General features: G+C 72.0%; 18 protein-coding genes, 1 tRNA gene and 1 pseudogene. 11 read left to right on the forward strand and 9 right to left on the reverse strand.

Features of this window, described 5'->3' with window-relative positions:
* Positions 1 to 56 precede the first annotated feature (56 nt).
* Together AB0M76_RS14020 and cdgB are read right to left on the reverse strand one after the other, a co-directional pair.
* On the reverse strand, positions 57 to 1091 hold the full coding sequence (locus AB0M76_RS14020) for a CBM35 domain-containing protein (protein WP_365953096.1): 1035 nt from the start codon (positions 1089 to 1091) through the stop codon (positions 57 to 59).
* A gap of 68 nt (positions 1092 to 1159) precedes the next feature.
* Positions 1160 to 2890, reverse strand: coding sequence for a diguanylate cyclase CdgB (gene cdgB, locus AB0M76_RS14025; RefSeq protein ID WP_365953097.1), 1731 nt, complete (start codon positions 2888 to 2890; stop codon positions 1160 to 1162).
* Between the two features lie 327 nt (positions 2891 to 3217).
* Between cdgB and AB0M76_RS14030 the strand changes: the two genes are divergently transcribed.
* On the forward strand, positions 3218 to 3763 hold the full coding sequence (locus tag AB0M76_RS14030) for a flavin reductase family protein (protein WP_365953204.1): 546 nt from the start codon (positions 3218 to 3220) through the stop codon (positions 3761 to 3763).
* Positions 3764 to 3775: 12 nt separating this feature from the next.
* Here the strand turns inward: AB0M76_RS14030 and arfB are convergent, their stop codons facing one another.
* A complete protein-coding gene (gene arfB / locus AB0M76_RS14035) occupies positions 3776 to 4201 on the reverse strand; it encodes an alternative ribosome rescue aminoacyl-tRNA hydrolase ArfB (RefSeq protein WP_053786579.1) in 426 nt (141 codons plus the stop codon).
* Between the two features lie 180 nt (positions 4202 to 4381).
* Here arfB and AB0M76_RS14040 point away from each other — a divergent pair, with 180 nt between their 5' ends.
* Together AB0M76_RS14040 and AB0M76_RS14045 are read left to right on the forward strand one after the other, a co-directional pair.
* Positions 4382 to 4957 carry a TerD family protein gene (locus AB0M76_RS14040; RefSeq protein ID WP_266666019.1) on the forward strand — a complete coding sequence of 192 codons (576 nt, stop codon included), beginning with the start codon at positions 4382 to 4384 and terminating at the stop codon, positions 4955 to 4957.
* Between the two features lie 68 nt (positions 4958 to 5025).
* Positions 5026 to 5568, forward strand: a complete 543-nt coding sequence (locus tag AB0M76_RS14045; protein WP_365953098.1) for a GNAT family N-acetyltransferase — start codon at positions 5026 to 5028, stop codon at positions 5566 to 5568.
* A 23-nt stretch (positions 5569 to 5591) separates the two neighbouring features.
* Here the strand turns inward: AB0M76_RS14045 and AB0M76_RS14050 are convergent, their stop codons facing one another.
* Complete coding sequence (locus AB0M76_RS14050; protein ID WP_365953099.1) at positions 5592 to 7010, reverse strand: M1 family metallopeptidase; 1419 nt, start codon at positions 7008 to 7010, stop codon at positions 5592 to 5594.
* A gap of 110 nt (positions 7011 to 7120) precedes the next feature.
* On the reverse strand, positions 7121 to 7678 hold the full coding sequence (locus tag AB0M76_RS14055) for a heme-binding protein (RefSeq protein WP_365953101.1): 558 nt from the start codon (positions 7676 to 7678) through the stop codon (positions 7121 to 7123).
* 329 nt (positions 7679 to 8007) lie between these two features.
* Here AB0M76_RS14055 and AB0M76_RS14060 point away from each other — a divergent pair, with 329 nt between their 5' ends.
* From AB0M76_RS14060 to AB0M76_RS14075, 4 genes are all read left to right on the forward strand, one after another.
* Positions 8008 to 9135 carry a sensor histidine kinase gene (locus AB0M76_RS14060; protein WP_266999470.1) on the forward strand — a complete coding sequence of 376 codons (1128 nt, stop codon included), beginning with the start codon at positions 8008 to 8010 and terminating at the stop codon, positions 9133 to 9135.
* Complete coding sequence (locus tag AB0M76_RS14065; RefSeq protein WP_365953102.1) at positions 9132 to 9773, forward strand: response regulator transcription factor; 642 nt, start codon at positions 9132 to 9134, stop codon at positions 9771 to 9773. The genes AB0M76_RS14060 and AB0M76_RS14065 overlap by 4 nt, the downstream gene beginning before the upstream one ends.
* Before the next feature lie 166 nt (positions 9774 to 9939).
* Positions 9940 to 11025 carry a M4 family metallopeptidase gene (locus tag AB0M76_RS14070; protein ID WP_365953103.1) on the forward strand — a complete coding sequence of 362 codons (1086 nt, stop codon included), beginning with the start codon at positions 9940 to 9942 and terminating at the stop codon, positions 11023 to 11025.
* Between the two features lie 70 nt (positions 11026 to 11095).
* On the forward strand, positions 11096 to 11599 hold the full coding sequence (locus AB0M76_RS14075; protein WP_365953104.1) for a hypothetical protein: 504 nt from the start codon (positions 11096 to 11098) through the stop codon (positions 11597 to 11599).
* Between the two features lie 28 nt (positions 11600 to 11627).
* Here the strand turns inward: AB0M76_RS14075 and AB0M76_RS14080 are convergent, their stop codons facing one another.
* The gene (locus AB0M76_RS14080; protein ID WP_365953105.1) at positions 11628 to 12302 is read right to left on the reverse strand and encodes a pentapeptide repeat-containing protein; all 675 of its coding nucleotides are present in this window, start codon (positions 12300 to 12302) and stop codon (positions 11628 to 11630) included.
* A gap of 108 nt (positions 12303 to 12410) precedes the next feature.
* Here AB0M76_RS14080 and AB0M76_RS14085 point away from each other — a divergent pair, with 108 nt between their 5' ends.
* Together AB0M76_RS14085 and AB0M76_RS14090 are read left to right on the forward strand one after the other, a co-directional pair.
* Positions 12411 to 12857, forward strand: coding sequence for a zinc-binding dehydrogenase (locus AB0M76_RS14085; RefSeq protein WP_365953205.1), 447 nt, complete (start codon positions 12411 to 12413; stop codon positions 12855 to 12857).
* A 68-nt stretch (positions 12858 to 12925) separates the two neighbouring features.
* Positions 12926 to 13429, forward strand: coding sequence for an FBP domain-containing protein (locus AB0M76_RS14090; RefSeq protein ID WP_266666014.1), 504 nt, complete (start codon positions 12926 to 12928; stop codon positions 13427 to 13429).
* 29 nt (positions 13430 to 13458) lie between these two features.
* Here AB0M76_RS14090 and AB0M76_RS14095 read toward each other — a convergent pair whose 3' ends face one another.
* Both AB0M76_RS14095 and AB0M76_RS14100 read right to left on the reverse strand, forming a co-directional pair.
* The gene (locus AB0M76_RS14095) at positions 13459 to 13938 is read right to left on the reverse strand and encodes a GNAT family N-acetyltransferase (protein ID WP_365953106.1); all 480 of its coding nucleotides are present in this window, start codon (positions 13936 to 13938) and stop codon (positions 13459 to 13461) included.
* Positions 13939 to 13977: 39 nt separating this feature from the next.
* Positions 13978 to 14181 carry a hypothetical protein gene (locus AB0M76_RS14100; RefSeq protein ID WP_365953107.1) on the reverse strand — a complete coding sequence of 68 codons (204 nt, stop codon included), beginning with the start codon at positions 14179 to 14181 and terminating at the stop codon, positions 13978 to 13980.
* A 209-nt stretch (positions 14182 to 14390) separates the two neighbouring features.
* Here AB0M76_RS14100 and AB0M76_RS14105 point away from each other — a divergent pair.
* Positions 14391 to 15780, forward strand: a pseudogene (locus AB0M76_RS14105) (FAD-dependent oxidoreductase).
* Between the two features lie 98 nt (positions 15781 to 15878).
* On the opposite strand, the gene AB0M76_RS14110 reads toward AB0M76_RS14105, so the two are convergent.
* A tRNA-Thr gene (locus tag AB0M76_RS14110) sits at positions 15879 to 15953 on the reverse strand.
* A gap of 243 nt (positions 15954 to 16196) precedes the next feature.
* On the opposite strand from AB0M76_RS14110, the gene ugpC reads away from it, so the two are divergent.
* Positions 16197 to 17285: a sn-glycerol-3-phosphate ABC transporter ATP-binding protein UgpC gene (gene ugpC / locus AB0M76_RS14115; protein ID WP_365953108.1), complete on the forward strand. Its 1089-nt coding sequence runs from the start codon at positions 16197 to 16199 to the stop codon at positions 17283 to 17285.
* Positions 17286 to 17391: the final 106 nt, after the last annotated feature.

Raw genomic sequence — 17391 nt, forward strand, 5'->3', positions numbered from 1 at the left:
GGGCCGGACTCGTTTCGGGCCGGCGGCGGGCCGGGGCCCGCGTGCCCGGTGGGCGGTCAGCGCTTGATGTGACCCTGGCCCAGGTCGAGCTGGTCGAAGACCGCCTCGCACTGATTTCCGGGCTCACACGAGATCTTCATCGTGTTGGTGCCCTTCTTGAGGGTGATGTACGCGTACGTGCGGGTCCAGCCCTTGTCCCAGGCTCCGGCTTCGGCCTTGGCGAAGTTCGCCAGGTTCAGGGACTGGTTCGGGCTCTGCCCGTTGACCGTGAGGGTCGCCTTCGCGTCCTTCCCGGGCACGCCGTAGTTCACGAAGAGCGTGTAGTCCCCGGCCGTCGGAACGTCCACCGTCCAGGTCAGCGCCGCACCGGGGGCGTTGAAGCCGCCCACGTACTGGCCGCCCGAGCTCTTCGCGCCCGGGACCGTGCCTTCGAGGTGTGCGCCGCCGGTCAGGGACATGCCTGCGCCCGAGGCGTCCGCCTTGGGCAGCGGGGCCTCCGGGGACGTCGAGGGGCTCGGCTGCGCGGAGGACGAGTTCTGCGGCTGCGCGGACTGCTGCCCGCCCGCCGTGTTGCCCTTGCCGTTCTTGTCCTTGTCCTTGTCGCCGAAGGTCACGGCCGCACCGATGCCGATCGCGACCGCGGCGACCACCGCGACCGCCGCGATGAGCATGCCCTTGCGGCTGGAACCGCCGCCTCCGCCGTGGCCTCCGTGGCCGCCCGGCGCGGGGATCGACGCCGTGGCCTGCCCCTGCTGCGCCGGAACCCCGTAGCCGCCCGCCTGGAGGGCTTCAGGGGCCTGGTACTGCGCCTGGTAGGCCGGCGGCTGCTGCTGCGGCGGAACCTGGGCGCCGCGCTGGCCGCCGTACGTCCGCTCACCGACCGTGCGCACCTGGTTGTACGAGGTACGGGGGACACCGGGCTGCGCGCCCGGCTGACCACCGACCGTCGGGCCGGGGTAGCCGTATCCACCGCCCTGTGCGGGCGGGGTGGCTCCGGCGGCCTGGCCGTCCGCGTAGAGGTAGCCGAACGGGTCGTCGTCCTCGGGCTGGTTCGCCCCACTGTTCGAGCCGTGGTTCGCGGGCGTCGTCATCGCAGGTCACTCCTTTCAACCCACGGGAGCCTACCCCGAACACGTGCACCCACGGGCGGCCGATCGCCTCATCCGGCCCGGCGGTGCGCCTTGGAACGGGACCTTTTCTCGATGTACATCCGCTGGTCGGCCGAGCGCAGCACCTCGTCCGCCGACATGCCGCAGCTGGCCCATCCGATGCCGAAACTCGCGCCCACACGGACCGCGCGGCCGTCCACGCGGATCGGCGGGATGATCGCGTTGCGCAGCCGGACGGCCAGGTCGGCGGCGTCGACGGCGCCCAGTCCGTCCGCGAGGACGACGAATTCGTCACCACCCAGCCGAGCGACGGTGTCACCGTCCCTGACGCCCGTCGTCAACCGCCGGGCCACCTCGATCAGGACCGCGTCACCCGTGTGGTGCCCGAACCGGTCGTTGATCGACTTGAACCCGTCGAGGTCGCAGAAGAGCACCGCGAGCCCCTTCGTCCCGTCGTCGATGTCCGTCGCGGGCGCCACCGTGTGCACGTGGTGGTCGTACGGGCCCGCCCCCGCGCCGGGGGTCCCTGGGGCTCCAGGGGCGCCGGGCACCGCGGGCGCGCCGGGGAACTCGAAGGGCTCGGGGAAGGCGTCGGGCTGAAAGCCGTGCTCACCGCCACCACCGCCTGCCGGGAGCCCCGTGGCGACACCGTGGCCCTCGTAGGCCGCGTCGAGCGCCTCCACGGCGGTGGCGCGGACCGACTGCGGCCTGCGGCACAGCCGCGCGCCGAGGCGGGCGCGCAGCTCGGCGCTGTTCGGGAGGCCCGTCAGCGAGTCGTGGCTGGCCCGGTGGGCGAGCTGGAGCTCGTGGCGCTTGCGCTCCTCGATGTCCTCGACGTGCGTGAGCAGGAAGCGCGGCCCGTCGGCGGCGTCCGCGACGACGGAGTTGCGCAGCGACACCCATACGTACGTGCCGTCGCGCCGCCCGAGCCGCAGCTCGGCCCGGCCGCCCTCGGCGGAGGTGCGCAGCAGGGTCCCGATGTCCTCGGGGTGGACCAGGTCGGAGAAGGAGTACCGGCGCAGTACGGAGGCGGGCCGGCCCAGCAGCCGGCACAGCGCGTCGTTGGTCCGCAGCAGCCGCCCGTGCTGGTCCCCGCCCATCTCGGCGATCGCCATGCCGCTGGGCGCGTATTCGAAGGCCTGCCGGAACGACTCCTCGCTCGCGCGCAGCGCCTGCTGTTCACGCTCCAGCCGGACCAGGGCCCGCTGCATGTTCGCGCGCAGCCGTGCGTTGCTGATCGCAATCGCGGCTTGGAAGGCGTACATCTGGAGCGCTTCGCGCCCCCACGCGCCGGGGCGCCGCCCATTGCGCGGTCTGTCCACCGAAATGACACCCAGAAGTTCCCCGCCGGACGCATACATGGGGGCGTAGAGCCGGTCCTCGGGGTGCCACTCGCCCTCGAAGCGCGGATCGGGGCCGTCCGTGTGCCACTGGGGCACGTCGTCCTCGAGGAGGACCCAGCCCTCGGTGTGCGGGATGAAGCGGAGCCCGTCCCAGCTCTCCCCCATCGTCAGACGGCGCTCCCAGGAGGCTCGGGAGCCGACGCGGCCGGTGATGAGGGCTTCTGCCGCGGGGTCGCCGGCGAACGCGGCGACGACGAGATCCCCGTCAGGGCGTACGAGGTTGACACAGGCGAGCTGGTAGCCGAGGCCCACGACAATGCCGTCCACGACGGTCTGCAGAGTGTCCGCCAGGCTCCTGGCCGTATTGAGCTCGGCCACCACCTGGTGAAGCTGCCGCAGGGTCGCAAGACGGACGTACGGCTCCGACTCGGTCTCCATTGCTCGCTCTCCCCGAGACCTCGACAGCAACTCCAGGTTTGTCATCGGCGTTTCGTTGCGGTGTCCCGTCCACTGAATCACAGTGAGCTGTGCGCCCGGTACACAGGGTCAACAAATCTTGGCCTCTGTGACTCAAGTCACATGAGATGAATAAAGGTGAGCGGTGGGGGTGCCGGCGCCTGGGAGCGCCCCCCTGCATTCCCGGGAGCAAACGATACGCCCGGGCCTAGGCCAAGGGGCGGGGACGCGGCTCGGACTCGGGCCCGATGTGCGGCGCGGGAGGGCGAGACTAGCGTTCCCAACGTGCCGAAGACGACCCCTGTACCCATGCCGATCGCCTCCACCCTTCATCCTGAGGGCGTGAGCAACGACGAGTTCCTGGCCGCGATGTCCCGCCTGGCGGCGGGCGTGTGCCTGATCACCGCACACGAGAACCCGCTGACGCCGGACGGTCCGGGCGGCGAGGACGTCGGCATGACGGCCACCGCCTTCATGTCCGTGTCCCTGGACCCGCCGCTGGTCCTGGTGAGCCTGCGCGAGGGCTCCCGGATGGACGACCTGCTGGCGGAGCAGCCCCTGTGGGCGGTCTCGGTCCTCGCCGACCACCAGGTGCAGGTGGCGGGCCGCTTCTCGATGAAGAACCGCATCAGCGACCGGCTGCTCTTCGCGGACCTGCCCTACGTACGCGGCGAGGTCTCGGGGGCCCCGCTGCTGACGGGCGCCCTGGCCACCCTCGAATGCCGTACGGAGAACCGCGTCGAGGCGGGCGACCACACCCTGGTCGTCGGCCGCGTCCTCACCTCGGCGCTCCCGTCCCCCGACTCCCCGCCGCTGACCTACTTCCGCGGCCGCTACCGCCACCTGGCGGGCTGAGCGCCTGCGCTGCTACCAGTCGCGGCCGGTGCGGCCGCGCTTGGTCTCCGCCCGGGCCTTCTTCTCCCGGAGGCGGCGTTCGTTGATCCCCCGCGGGATCTTCGTGGCGCGGCGCGCCTTGGGCGGCGGGGCGGTGGCCTCCGCGAGCACGGACGCCATCCGGACCAGCGCCATCTCCCGGTTGCGGAACTGCGACCGGTGCTCCGAGGCCCGTACGGTCAGCACCCCGTCCACCAGCCGTGCGGCGAGCCGCTCCAGCGCCCGCTCCTTCCACACGTCCGGCAGCGCCTTCGTCGCCGCCACGTCGAACAGCAGCTCCACGCGCGAGTCCGAGGTGTTCACGTGCTGCCCACCCGGCCCGGAGGATCGCGAAAAGCGCCAGGCGAGCTCCGCCTCGGGGAGCACGACCGAACCGCGAATGACATAGGGACCAGGCATGCCCCCTATGATCCCGCCCAGCGCGATGCCCGTCACCCGTATTTCCAGGGCTGAATGGTGGGGGAATCCGCGGAGAAATCCCGGAGTGGAACCTACTGCCCCCCTCCCCGCGTTATGAAGGTCAGCGGTACCTTGGCCACAATCTCGCGGCCATGCGACGAGGAAGGGACACCAGTCAAAATGGCAGTAAGCCTGTCCAAGGGCGGCAACGTCTCGCTCACGAAGGAGGCCCCCGGCCTCAGCGCCGTCACGGTCGGCCTCGGCTGGGACGTCCGTACGACGACCGGTGTCGACTTCGACCTGGACGCCTCCGCCATCGCGGTCAACGCAATGGGCAAGGTCGTCTCCGACGGTCACTTCGTCTTCTTCAACAACAAGTCCACCCCGGACCAGAGCATCGTCCACACCGGTGACAACCGCACCGGCGAGGGCTCCGGCGACGACGAGTCCATCAACGTCAACCTCGCCACGCTCGCGGCCGACGTGGACAAGATCGTCTTCCCGGTCTCGATCTACGACGCCGACGCCCGCAGCCAGAACTTCGGCCAGGTCCGCAACGCGTACATCCGCGTCGTGAACCAGGCCGGCGGCGCCGAGATCGCCCGCTACGACCTCTCCGAGGACGCGGCCACCGAGACCGCCATGGTCTTCGGCGAGCTCTACCGCAGCGGCGCCGAGTGGAAGTTCCGCGCGGTCGGCCAGGGTTACGCCTCCGGCCTGACCGGCATCGCCCAGGACTTCGGCGTCAACGTCTGAGCCGACACCGTCGCAGCCGAAGCCCCCTCCCGGCCGTCCGGGGAGGGGGCTTCGCTACGGTTCGGCGGGTGATCCTCCAACCGCTCGTCCCCGTGGACGGCGCACTGCCCGGCCCGGTCCTCACCGAGATCGCCGCGCTCTACGCGACCAACCGCGCCTTCTTCGAGCTCAGCGGTGATTTCCCCGACCCGGCCCGCATCACCGTCGAACAGGTGGCCGCGGCCCTCGCCGACGAACTCGCCCACGACGGCGCCGAGGTGATCCTGGCCCGCTCCGCCGGCCGGCTGGTCGGCCTGGCCGCCACCCTCGCCCACCACCCGGACCTCCCCCTGACTTCGTCGGGGGGACCCCCGGCCTCCGGCGACCCGGACCCGTGGATCGGCCTGCTGCTCGTCGACGCCACCGCGCACCGTCAGGGGTACGGGCGCACCATCGCCACCCTCGTCGAGGACCGGTTCCGCGCCGCGGGACGGACCGGCCTGCGGCTCGCCGTACTGGACAACAACCCCGCCGGCCTGGCGTTCTGGCAGTCCCGGGGCTACACCGCCCTGCGCCGCGCCAAGGACCGCGAGCAGGGCCGCGACTGCACGGTGCTGCGCAAGGCCCTGTAGGGCTGCGTGTCGCGCCGGGCGGCCTACTTCGGCCGGCCCTCCCCGTACAGCCAGACGTCCCAGACCTTCTTCAGGTCGTGCCCCGTCGTCCGCTCCGCGTACGCGGTGAACTCGGCCGTACTCGCGTTCCCGTACCGGTGCTCCTGGGCCCAGCCGCGCAGCAGGGCGAAGAACTTCTCGTCGCCCACCTCCTGGCGGATCCGCTGCAGGACCATCGCGCCCCGGTAGTACACCGGAGTCTCGGAGATGTCCTTGGCACTGGGCGGGTCCGCGGGCGGGAAGGCGTCCCAGTCGGAGTCGGCGTCCTTGTCCACCGCGGTGTCGCCCGTGAGGAACGCGTCGAAGTACTGCTGCGCGGTCGTCCCGCCGTGGTCCTCGGACCACAGCCACTCGGCGTAGGTCGCGAAGCCCTCGTTGAGCCACATGTCCTTCCAGGACTTCGGCGACACCGAGTCGCCGAACCACTGGTGGGCCGTCTCGTGCAGGACCAGCTTCTCGTCGGGTGCGCCGGAGAAGACGGGTTTGGTCTGCGTCTCCAGCGCATACGTGAGGGTCTCGGCCGGCAGCACGATCGCCCCCGCGGTGCCGAAGGGGTACGGGCCGAACCTGCGGCTCCCCCACTCCACGATCTCCGGCAGCCGGGCCAGCGCCGGTGCACTGGCGGCCGCCTCCGCGGGCGTGACGGCCTCGTAGAGGGCGACCCCGGACGGGGTCCGGCCGGTGGTCACCTTGAACTTGCCGATCGCGGCGGTGGCGAGGTAGCTCGCCACCGGCTCCGGGCTGTGCCACGCGAACTCGGTCTGCCCGTCGGCGGTGTCGGTGCGGGATTTCAACTCGCCGTTCGACACCGCCTCGTAGCCCTTGGGGACGGTGAGGGTGATGTCGTAGGTGGCCTTGTCGCTGGGGTGGTGGTTCCCGGGGAACCAGGCCATCGACCCGATCGGCTCGCCGACCCCGACGGCGCCGTCCGCGGTGGTGATCCAGCCTTCCTTGGCGCCGTCCGCATCCGTGATGGGCTTCGGCTTGCCGCGGTAGTCGATCTCCGTCCGGAAGACCTCGCCCTTCTTGAGGTCTTCGGCCGGACGCACCGTCAGCTCCCGCCCGGTCCGGTTGAACCGCGCGCCCTCGCCCTGCACCGTGACGCCCTCGACGTCCAGGCCGCTCAGGTCGAGGTTGAAGGAGCTGAGCCCCTGCTCCGCGCGGGCGGTGATGACGGCGGTGGCGTTCAACTCCCCGTCGGCGGGGTCGTAGTCGAGGTCCAGGTCGTAGTGCTCGACCTGGTAGCCGCCGTTGCCGGCCTTGGGGAAGTACGGGTCGCGCAGCCCGGACGCACCCGGCCGCCCCTGCACCGTGCCGGCCGTACACGCCGTGGTGAGGGCGAGCAGGGCGGCAGAGGCGGCTGCAGGGGCGGCGAAGCGGGAGAGCGCGCGGCGGTGTTCCACGCGCCCGATCCTATGTGGGCCCGATGTCGTACTTCGGGTCGTTTCCCGCGAGGGCCGGATTTCACAGGGGGCCGGATCGCGCGGGTCGCACCGAGGAGTACGTGCCGGGACTACTTGTCCAGCGAGTCGGCGCCGGCCTTGGCGTACTTCTCGTCCAGGTCGCCGCTCGGGGCGCCGGCCACGCCGATGCCCGCGACCGGGGCGCCCTTGGCCTGCACCGGGGTGCCGCCGCCGAGGAAGAGGGTGCCGGGGATGTCCTTCAGGTTCGGGGCCTGGGCAAGGCGGCCCGCGAGCACCGAGGTCGGGGCGTTCCAGGACACGGCGGTGTAGGCCTTGCGCTGCGCCGACTCGTAGGACTGCGGGCCCGCGCCGTCGCCGCGCAGGGTGACGATGGTGTTGCCGTTGCGGTCCACGACCGCGACCGTCACCTTCTGGTTCTCCTTCTGCGCGGCCTCGAGCGCGGCCTGGGCGGCGCGGGTGGCGGCGTCGATGGTGAGGTGGGTCGTGGTGGTGAAGTTCTTCTCGTTCGGCTGGCCGTCCTTCTTGGCGGCGGCGACGGCCGGGGCGGTCTCGGGCTGCGCGGCGCTGGCGCTGACCGCGCCGAAGGTCCCGGCGCCGAGCGCGACGGCGAGGGCGGTACCGGTGAGAACGCGGGTGCGGGTCTTCATGTCTGCTGCTCCTGAGTGCATCGGCTGGGCGCATCGGCTGGGTGCGTCGGCTCGTTCTGCTGCTCCAAGCCTGGGCCCGCACCCGGCGCCCACCGGTCCCCGTACCGGCTCGCGACGGCTGCCGCACCGGTTGACCCCGGGGTCAACCGATCGGCCGATGCGGAGCGGGTACGGGTACGGATTGGCTGGTCGGCGCCATCGCGTACGACCAGGCACGATGGAGGAGCCAGACACCGACCCGGGAGCCCGCTGTGAGCCACGTGAGCCGCACCCCGCCACAGGCGCCGGGTGCGCCGGGGAAGGCCGACACGCGCGCCCTGGCGACCGTCATGCACACGGCGTTCTTCCTGCTCCTCGGCGCCTCGGTGGCCCGCTTCCTGCTGCGCCACCCCGGCTCGCCCAGCACCCCGTGGATCATCGCCCTCAGCATCGTGCTGGCCCTGCTGTACGTGCTCGGCCCCGCGCTCGGGGCCGCGCCCACCGTGCGGCGGATGCTCTGGCTGGGGCTGGTGGTGGCGACCTGGGTGGTCCTGGTCGTCCTCGCGCCCAGCTTCGCCTGGTGCGCCGTCCCCCTCTTCTTCACCGCCCTGCGCACCCTGCCGCCCCGCGCGGCGATCGTCCTCGTGGCCCTGCTGACCGTGTTCGTGGTGGCGGCCCAGCTGAAGCTCTCGAAGGAGTTCGACCCGAACCTCCTGCTGGCCCCGCCCGCGATCGCCGCCCTCGCCACCGCCGTCTTCGTCCACATGGAGCGCCAGGCCGAGTCCCAGCGCGCGCTGATCGACGACCTGATCCGCACCCGCCGCGAGCTGGCCGCCACCGAGCGCCGCGAGGGCACCCTCGCCGAGCGGCAGCGGCTGTCGATGGAGATCCACGACACGCTCGCCCAGCACCTGTCCAGCCAGCAGATGCTGCTCCAGGCCGCGGACCGCACCTGGGACAGTGACCCGGCCACCGCCCGCGCGCACGTCCGTACCGCCACCGGCATCGCGGCGCGCGGGCTGGCGGAGGCTCGGCGGCTGGTCCACGACCTGGCCCCGCCGGAGCTCGAAGGGGGCGGCGGCCTCGCGGACGCGCTGCGCGCGCTCGACGCGGGCCCGGAGATCGAGGTCCGCTTCCACCTGGAGGGCACCCCGGCCCCGCTCCCGGACCGGGTCCAGTCGGCACTGCTGAGGATCGCGCAGGGCGCGCTGGCCAACGTACGGGAGCACGCGCACGCCCGGACCGCGGCCCTGACCCTGAGCTTCCTGGGCGACCAGGTGGTCCTCGACGTCGCCGACGACGGCGAGGGCTTCACCGAGCCACGGGCGGGTACGCGCGGGGCGGCCGGTGACCGCGGGCACGGGCTCCCGGCGATGCGCGCCCGCGTCCGCCAGCTCGGCGGCACCCTGACCCTCGAATCCGCCCCCGGCGAGGGCACGGTCCTCTCCGCGGCCATCCCCCTGGAGCCCACCGGATGACGACTGGAACCGGCCCGATGACGACGATCCTCCTCTGCGACGACCACGCGGTGGTCCGCGCCGGCCTGCTGGCGCTGCTGGGCAGCGCGCCGGACATCGAGGTCCTGGGCGAGGCCGGCAGCGGCGAGGAGGCGGTGGCCCTGGCGGCGAAGCTCCGCCCGGACGTGGTGCTGATGGACCTCCAGCTGGGCGAGGGCATGGACGGGGTCGAAGCCACCCGCCGCATCACGGCGGTGACCGACCCCCCGCACGTCCTGGTCCTCACGACGTACGACACGGACGCGGACGTCACCCGCGCCATCGCGGCGGGCGCCACGGGCTACCTGCTGAAGGCGGAGCGCCCGGAGGAGCTGTTCTCCGCGATCCACTCGGCGGCAGCGGGCCGTACGACGCTCTCGCCGCCGGTGGCCAGCCGCGTGATGGCCCACATGCGGGGCTCGCGCCCGACGCTGACGGACCGCGAGCTGGACATCCTGGGCCAGCTGGCGCGGGGGCTGGGCAACCGGGACATCGCCCGGGCGCTGTTCATCAGCGAGGCCACGGTGAAGACCCACCTGGGCCGCATCTACGACAAGCTCGGCGTGGACACCCGCGCGGGAGCGGTCTCGGTGGCCAAGGAACAGCGCCTGCTGCCCTGACGGGGCGCGTGCCCTGACGGCAGCGTCGGGTTCCGGACACCGAGCGGGGGCTGTTCGGACAACCCTGCCGGGATCCCCGAATTACTTGTCGCAGACCTGCCAAAACCAGGGGCCGCCCTGTCACGCTCACTCGCGCCGCCACCCCGGCCACCGCGAAGGAGCCCGAGTGACCCGCCCGACGTCCTCTCCCCGCACCCGCCTCGCCGTCCTCCTCGGCACCGTCGCCGTCATGACGGTCACCGCCGCCACGGCCACGGCTGCGACTGCGGCCCCCCGCAGCACCGGTACCGGCCACAGCCAGCACGCCGGCACCGTCCCCCTCACCACCTACTTCACCGGCAGCGCGTACCAGCTCCGCGACACCACCCGCGGCAACCAGCGCACCCTCGACGCCATGAACCAGACCGGCGGCGGCACCCTCTTCACCGACCCCGACAACGACTGGGGCGGCACCGGCACCCCCGCCAACCGCCAGTCCGCCGGCGTCGACGCCCACTACGCCACCGCCGTCACCTGGGACTTCTACAAGGGCGTCCTCGGCCGCAACGGCATCCGCGGCGACGGCACCGGCGTCACCTCCCGCGTGCACTACGGCAGCAACTACCCCAACGCCTTCTGGGACCCGTCCTGCTTCTGCGCCAACTACGGCGACGACCCCGCCACCGGCCGGACGCTCGCCACCCTCGACATCGTCGGCCACGAGCTCACGCACGGCGTGGTCGCCGCCACCGCCGGACTCGGGTACTCCGGCGAACCCGGCGCCCTCAACGAGGGCACCGCCGACATCCTCGGCACCTCGATCGAGTTCTTCGCCGACAACGCCATCGATGTCGGCGACTACTTCATCGGCGAACGCGTCTTCGCCGACGGCTCCGTGCGCCGCATGGACCACCCCAGCCTCGACGGCCACTCCCGCGACTACTGGTCACGCGACATCGGCACCCTCGACCCGTACGCCGCCTCCGGCCCCGCCCGGCATTTCTTCTACCTCCTCGCCGAAGGCAGCGGCCCCAAGGAGATCAACAAGATCTCCTACGACTCCCCCACCTACGACGGCTCCAAGCTGCTCGGCATCGGCCGGGACAAGGCCGTCCGCATCTGGTACCGGGCTCTGAGCACCTATATGACCTCCACCACCACCTACGCCCGCGCCCGCACCGCCACCCTCATGGCCGCCGCCGACCTCTACGGCCCGGGCAGCGTCGAGTACGGGCGCGTCGCCGCCGCCTGGACCGCCGTCAACGTCCGCTGACGGCGGCTGACGGCGCCGCCGCCGACCGCCGGGGTGGGGACGGCCGCGCACCCGTGACACCATCGGGTACGTGCTCGACATCGGCTACTCCCTCTCCCGGCGCTTCCCGGACTCCCCGCAGACCGACTACCGCTCGGCGGACGTCCACTCCCTGCGCCACGACCTGTTCTGCGGGGACGTCTACCTCGCCGACACCGCCAAGGACCGGGAAGTGTCCACAGCCTGGGGATGGGTGCCCGTACTGGACTTCGCCTGGGCGCTCTGCGACATCGTCGAGCAGCTCGACCAGGACCCCCGCGGCAGCCGCTCATCCCACCGCCAGTACGCCGAGCTCGACTTCACCGAGTCCAGCGACCGGATGCTGTTCGAGCGCCGCTTCGGCTGGGTCGACATCGAGGCCGACTGGATGCCGCCGGAGGAGGAACCGCTGACCTTCAGCCACCGCCTGCTGCGCCGCGAAGCCCGCGACTTCCTGCACGACCTGATCGCGGACCTGACCGACATGCACGACACCCTGGCCGACAACCCCACCATCTGGACCCTCCAGTCCCGCTTCCCCCGCGTCCCGGCGTAGCGCCGGCGGGGCGCGGCCCCCGCGGGGGCTACGACAGGACTCGGAGGCCCAGCTGCGCCGCCAGGGTCGGGGCCAGGTCGAAAAGCTGGGACGGGCTGATCACCGCCCCGGACAGCGCGTCCACCCCCCGCGCGATGTCCAGCTCCGCGGCCCCCCGCAGATCCACGTCCGTCATCCGCGCCCCCGTGAAATCCGCCCCCCGCAGCGCGCACCCGCGGAACTCCACCCGCTCCAGCACCGCGCCCGCGAAGTCCGCCTCCACCAGCACGCACCCGTCGAACACCACGTCCTTGAGCCGCGCCTTCCGCAGGTTCAGGTAGTCGATCTTGCCCCCGCGGACCACCACCCGCTCCAGCACCGCCCCGTGCAGCTGCACCCCGCCCAGGCGCGCCTCCACCAGCTCCACATCCCGCAGCGACGCCCCCGACAGGTCCGTCCCCACCCCCCGGACCCCCTCCAGCACCGAGTCCAGGATCCGCGCCTTCGCCAGCCCCGTCTCGTCCAGCGCGCACCGCCGCAGCGCGCAGTCCATGAACCGGGCCCCGATGCCTTCCTGCCCCACCAGGTCCAGGTCCGCGAACTCCAGCCCGTCGTAGTCCCCGTCCGGCTCCAGCTCACCGCCCTCCCACGCACTCAGCTCCGGCAGCCGCACCTCCGGTTGCCGCGCCGCCTTCACCGTCTCCTGCTGCCCCTTGCGCGCCATGCCCCCATCGTCCCCCGCCCCACTGACAACGGCAGCCGGCAGTCGGCGGAGCCTTGACCTCAACCGCGCTTCAGGTCCGAGCCTGTCCGCATGGACACCCTGCACACCATGCGCGCCATCCGCCTCCACGCCTTCGGCCCCGCCGAGAACCTCGTGCACGAGCGCACCGAAACCCCCGTACCCGCCCCCGGCCAGGTCCGCATCGCCGTCGCCGCCGCCGGAGTCCACCTCCTCGACACCGCCCTCGGCCTCCTCGCCCCCGGGGCCCGTCACCTCGTCTTCGGCTGGTCCGCCGGCCCCATCCCCCTCACCGACACCGACCGCGCCGACCTCACCGCCCGCGCCGTCACCACCCACAACGTCCTCGGCCCCGCCATGCTCCGGCGCGTCGGCGGCGACGACCCCCTGCGCCTCCTGGAAACCCGCGCCCTCGCCGAAGCCGCCGCCGGCCGGCTCCGGCCCGCCCTCCAGCGCTACCCGCTCGCCGAAGCGGCCGCCGCCCACCACGCCCTGGAAACCCGCGCCACCACCGGCAAGGTCGTCCTCGAGCCCTGAGGGGAGCCCCCACGCCGCCGGTAATATCGGATGACAGCAGCCCGTACCCCCACGTACCGTCCCCCGACGTGGACCCGCTCACCGAAAAACAGATCCGTTCGTCCTTCGTGAACTGCACGAAGGGCGAGGCGGCACGCCTCAAGCTCCCGCTGGACTTCGGCGAACTCCCCTGGGAAGACCTCGACTTCCTCGGCTGGGTGGACCCCGGCGCCCCGCTCCGCGCCCACCTCGTACGCCAGGACGCCGACGGCACCCCGGTCGGCATCACCCTGCGCGTCCCCGGCACCAGCCGCACGAGCGCCCTCAAATCCAGCGTCTGCCAGATCTGCCTCACCGGCCACGCCGCCTCCGGCGTCTCCCTCCTCGTCGCCCCCCTCGCCGGGGCCCGCGGCCGCGAGGGCAACACCGTCGGCATCTACGTCTGCGCCGACCTCGCCTGCTCCCTCTACATCCGGGGCAAGCGACAGCCCAAGCTGCGCGCCGGCCGCTACGAGGAGACCCTCACCCTCCCCGAGAAGATCGACCGCGCCCGCACCAACCTCGCCGCCTTCACCGGCAAGATCACCGGCTGACGGCGCACCACGGGCCCGGCGCAGCGGCCTCAGCCCTGCGCCGAGCCCAGCTTCCTCAGCGGCTCGTCCGTCAGCCGGTACACCGACCACTCGTCCTGCGGCCGCGCGCCCAAGGCCTCGTAGAACGCGATCGTCGGCTCGTTCCACTTCAACACCGCCCACTCGAGCCGCTCGTAGCCGCGCTCCACACAGATCCGCGCCAGCTCCGCCAGCAGCGCCTTCCCGTGCCCGCCGCCGCGCACGCCCGGCCGCACGTACAGGTCCTCCAGGTAGATCCCGTGCACCCCGCGCCACGTCGAGAAGTTCAGGAACCACACCGCGAACCCGACGGCCTCCCCGTCCTCCGCCTCCGCGATGTGCGCGAACGCCGCGGGCCGCGCCCCGAACAGCGCCTCCCGCAACTGCTCCTGCGTGGCCCGCGCCTCGTGCGGCACCTTCTCGTACTCCGCCAGCTCGCGGATCATGGCGTGGATGACGGGGACGTCTTCGACAACAGCGCTACGGATCATCCCGGCAGCCTAGAACGCCACCGGGAACGCAGCCGCGCGTCACCGCTCCAGCAGTACCTCCGCGACCGCCAGCTGCTCCTCCTCCAACTCCACCCCGCTGCCCGCGGCTTCCCCGCCCTCGGAGTCCTCCACGTCCCACAGGCAGTTCTGCAGGACCCGCCCCAGCGTCCACGCCCGGGCCCGCTCCCGGTCCAGCCCCAGCGCCTCCGTCAGCAGATCGAACCGCCACCGCACCTCCCCCACCGCGAAGTTGTTCCGGATCGCCGGCAGCAGCTCGAACCCCGGATCACCCCCTCAGACGCAAACCTCCCAGAATCGGGACAAATCCCCCAGCTGTCACCCTAAGGACCTCACCGCCCCCGCCGCATCAGCCAAAAGGCCACCCGTCCCGCCCCGAAACCCGGCACCCGGTACCTGGACACCCATCCGGAACCCCGTGTACCAACTCCCCCATGACGATCAACGGCGGCATCTCCTTCTGGTACGCGACGGACACGGCCCGTCCGCAGCCCGGCGCAGCCCAGCCACCCCGCGCCCCCCTCACCGGCCACGCCACGGCCGACGTCGTCATCGTCGGCGGCGGCTACACCGGCCTGTGGACCGCCTACTACCTCAAGACCGCCGCCCCCGACCTCCGCGTCACCGTCCTCGAGCAGAAGTTCTGCGGCTACGGAGCCTCCGGCCGCAACGGCGGCTGGCTCTACAACGGCATCGCCGGCCGCGACCGCTACGCCGAACTCCACGGCCACCAGGCCGCGCTCCGCCTCCAGCAGGCCATGAACGACACCGTCACCGAAGTCATCGGCGTCGCGGCCAAGGAGGACATCGACGCCGACATCCACCGCGGCGGCGTCCTCGAAGTCGCCCGCACCCCCGCCCAGCTCAGCCGCCTCAAGGCCTTCCACACCGCCGAACTCGCCTTCGGCGAGAGCGACCGCGAGCTCTACGACGCCACCGACACCCGCGCCCGCATCGACATCGCGGACGCCGTCGGCTCCAGCTGGACCCCGCACGGCGCCCGCATCCACCCCCTCAAGCTCGTCAAGGGCCTGGCGGCCGCCTGCGAACGCCTCGGCGTGGTCATCCACGAATCCACCCCCGTCACCGAGATCGCCCCCCGCCGGGCCGTCACCCCGTACGGAACGGTCCGCGCCCCCTTCGTCCTGCGCTGCACGGAGGGCTTCACCGCGGCCCTCAAGGGCCAGAAGCGCTCCTGGCTCCCGATGAACTCGTCGATGATCGCGACGGCCCCGCTGCCGCCCGAGGTCTGGTCCCGCATCGGCTGGTCGGACGCCTGCACCCTCGGCGACATGGCCCACGCCTACATGTACGCCCAGCGCACCGCCGACGACCGCATCGCGATCGGCGGCCGCGGCGTCCCGTACCGCTTCGGCTCCCGCACGGACACCGACGGCACTACGCAGCAGTCGACGATCACGTCACTCACGCAGCTCCTGACGTCCTTCTTCCCGATCCTCAGTGGAGATCACCCACGCCTGGTCGGGCGTCCTCGGCGTCCCCCGCGACTGGTGCGCCACGGTGACCCTGGACCGCACGACGGGCCTCGGCTGGGCCGGCGGCTACGTCGGCTCCGGAGTCGCGACCTCCAACCTGGCTGCCCGCACCCTGCGCGACCTGGTCCTGGGGGACTCCACGGACCTGACCACCCTCCCGTGGGTCAACCACCGCGTCCGCCGCTGGGAGCCGGAACCCTTCCGCTGGCTCGGCGTCCAGGCCCTCTACGCGGCCTACCGCGAGGCGGACCGCCACGAATCCGCGACCCACGCCCCGACCACAACCCCCTTGGCCCGCCTGGCGAACCGCATCTCGGGCCGCCACTGACGCCCGCCGCACACGCAGAAGACCCCGGACCACAAGGGCCCGGGGCCTTCCACCTCCGTACGAGTCCCCTCGGCCGACAACCCTTTGACCTGGGACGGAGCCCCCTGTCGGATTCGAACCGACGACCTACGCATTACAAGTGCGTTGCTCTGGCCGGACTGAGCTAAGGGGGCGTAACCGCCCTCACTTTACACAGCGGCCCATCCCCCGGGCCATCACATTGCCCCGCCCCCGGGGCACCCGAAGCCGCCCTCCAGGTTGCCGCAGACGGCTCCGGCAGAGGCGGAAGTCACCCAGGGCCGGGTACTGACAGGAGGCGCGCCAGCCGGTAGCGTCGGACGGAGTCCTGCTTACTGGACTAGACCTTCCACTCGGATCGTCCGGCACGTTCCTGCCGGTAGAAGGGATTCATCACCATGGCTTCTGTCACCTTCGACAAGGCAACCCGGCTGTACCCCGGCGGCGACAAGCCCGCCGTCGACGAGCTCGAGCTGCACATCGAGGACGGCGAGTTCCTCGTCCTCGTCGGCCCCTCGGGCTGCGGCAAGTCCACCTCGCTGCGCATGCTGGCCGGCCTGGAGGACGTCAACGGCGGCGCCATCCGCATCGGCGACCGCGACGTCACGCACCTGCCGCCCAAGGACCGGGACATCGCGATGGTGTTCCAGAACTACGCGCTGTACCCGCACATGACCGTCGCCGACAACATGGGCTTCGCGCTCAAGATCGCCGGCGAGGACAAGGCGACCATCCGCAGGAAGGTCGAGGACGCGGCGAAGATGCTCGACCTCACCCAGTACCTCGACCGCAAGCCGAAGGCGCTCTCCGGCGGCCAGCGCCAGCGTGTCGCCATGGGCCGTGCCATCGTGCGCAAGCCGCAGGTGTTCCTCATGGACGAGCCGCTGTCGAACCTCGACGCCAAGCTGCGCGTGTCCACCCGTACCCAGATCGCCGCGCTCCAGCGCGACCTCGGGATCACCACCGTCTACGTCACCCACGACCAGGTCGAGGCCATGACGATGGGCGACCGCGTGGCGGTCCTCAAGGACGGCCTGCTGCAGCAGGTCGACACCCCGCGCAACATGTACGACCGTCCGGCGAACCTGTTCGTCGCCGGCTTCATCGGTTCCCCGGCCATGAACCTGGTCGAGGTCCCGATCGCCGACGGCGGCGTGAAGTTCGGCGAGACCGTGGTCCCGGTGTCGCGCGAGGCGCTGTCCGCCGCCGCGGACGCGGGCGACCGTACCGTCACGGTCGGCGTGCGCCCGGAGCACTTCGACGTCGGCAGCGAGGGCGGTCTGACGATCACCGTCAACGTCGTCGAGGAGCTCGGCGCCGACGGCTACGTCTACGGCCGCACCACCGAGGCCGAGGGCGGTCAGGACATCGTGGTGCGCGTGGGCGGCCGCCAGGTGCCGGAGAAGGGCTCGACGCTGCAGGTGGTGCCGCGGGCCGACGAGATCCACGTGTTCTCGACGTCTTCGGGTGAGCGGCTCTCCGACTGACCCCGAGCACGGGCAGGACGAAACAGGGGCGCTCCCGGTCGGGGGCGTCCCTGTTCGCCATCCCGGGCAGACCGGGCCATTCAGCCCCACTCGTCAACCCATAATT

This window comes from Streptomyces sp. NPDC051364, assembly GCF_040682115.1.
Classification (GTDB): Bacteria; Actinomycetota; Actinomycetes; order Streptomycetales; family Streptomycetaceae; genus Streptomyces.

Coding starts and splice junctions, on each gene's coding strand:
- AB0M76_RS14065 (WP_365953102.1), top strand. CDS start 9,132: ATGACGACTGGAACCGGCCCGATGACGACGATCCTCCTCTGCGACGAC.
- ugpC (WP_365953108.1), top strand. CDS start 16,197: ATGGCTTCTGTCACCTTCGACAAGGCAACCCGGCTGTACCCCGGCGGC.
- AB0M76_RS14095 (WP_365953106.1), bottom strand. CDS start 13,938: ATGATCCGTAGCGCTGTTGTCGAAGACGTCCCCGTCATCCACGCCATG.
- AB0M76_RS14055 (WP_365953101.1), bottom strand. CDS start 7,678: ATGAAGACCCGCACCCGCGTTCTCACCGGTACCGCCCTCGCCGTCGCG.
- AB0M76_RS14030 (WP_365953204.1), top strand. CDS start 3,218: ATGCCGATCGCCTCCACCCTTCATCCTGAGGGCGTGAGCAACGACGAG.
- arfB (WP_053786579.1), bottom strand. CDS start 4,201: ATGCCTGGTCCCTATGTCATTCGCGGTTCGGTCGTGCTCCCCGAGGCG.
- cdgB (WP_365953097.1), bottom strand. CDS start 2,890: ATGGAGACCGAGTCGGAGCCGTACGTCCGTCTTGCGACCCTGCGGCAG.
- AB0M76_RS14080 (WP_365953105.1), bottom strand. CDS start 12,302: ATGGCGCGCAAGGGGCAGCAGGAGACGGTGAAGGCGGCGCGGCAACCG.
- AB0M76_RS14060 (WP_266999470.1), top strand. CDS start 8,008: ATGCACACGGCGTTCTTCCTGCTCCTCGGCGCCTCGGTGGCCCGCTTC.
- AB0M76_RS14085 (WP_365953205.1), top strand. CDS start 12,411: ATGCGCGCCATCCGCCTCCACGCCTTCGGCCCCGCCGAGAACCTCGTG.
- AB0M76_RS14040 (WP_266666019.1), top strand. CDS start 4,382: ATGGCAGTAAGCCTGTCCAAGGGCGGCAACGTCTCGCTCACGAAGGAG.
- AB0M76_RS14020 (WP_365953096.1), bottom strand. CDS start 1,091: ATGACGACGCCCGCGAACCACGGCTCGAACAGTGGGGCGAACCAGCCC.